This window comes from Helcococcus sp. KG196 (assembly GCF_046035495.1).
Lineage (GTDB): Bacteria > Bacillota > Clostridia > Tissierellales > Peptoniphilaceae > Helcococcus > Helcococcus ovis.
Genome location: NZ_JBFNFI010000042.1, coordinates 1 through 443, shown reverse-complemented (window position 1 = coordinate 443; position 443 = coordinate 1). Strand labels below are relative to the sequence as shown.

Genomic DNA, 443 nt, shown 5'->3' with positions numbered 1-443 from the left:
ACCTCTATCTTTCATTTGATTTAGAACCATTAGCCAATATTTAGATGTTTCATTTTCTCCAATCCACATTCCTAATATTTCCTTAAAACCATTTATGTTATATCCTAAAGCTATGTATACAGCTTTTTTTACTATTAGACCATTTTCTCTTACATGATAGTGTATTGCATCTATGAATACAAAAGGATAAACCTTATCTAAAGGTCTATTTTGCCACTCATCAATAGTTGGTAATATTTTATTTGTAATGCTGCTTACAAGTCCTGCTGATACTCCAAAACCATATATATCTTTAATGTGTGATGAAATATCTCTTGTTGTCATACCTTTAGAATACATTGATATTATTTGTGCTTCAATATTTGAAATATCTTTATCGTATTTTTTCAATATTTGTGGCTCAAAACTTGCATCTCTATCTCTTGGTATATTTATTTCTAGTT

The 443-nt window shown here is 28.2% G+C and carries 1 protein-coding gene; it reads right to left on the bottom strand.

What is annotated here, in order from left to right:
• A partial coding sequence (locus ABGF45_RS08405; RefSeq protein ID WP_408125376.1) for a transposase occupies positions 1–443 on the bottom strand: 443 nt, incomplete at both ends.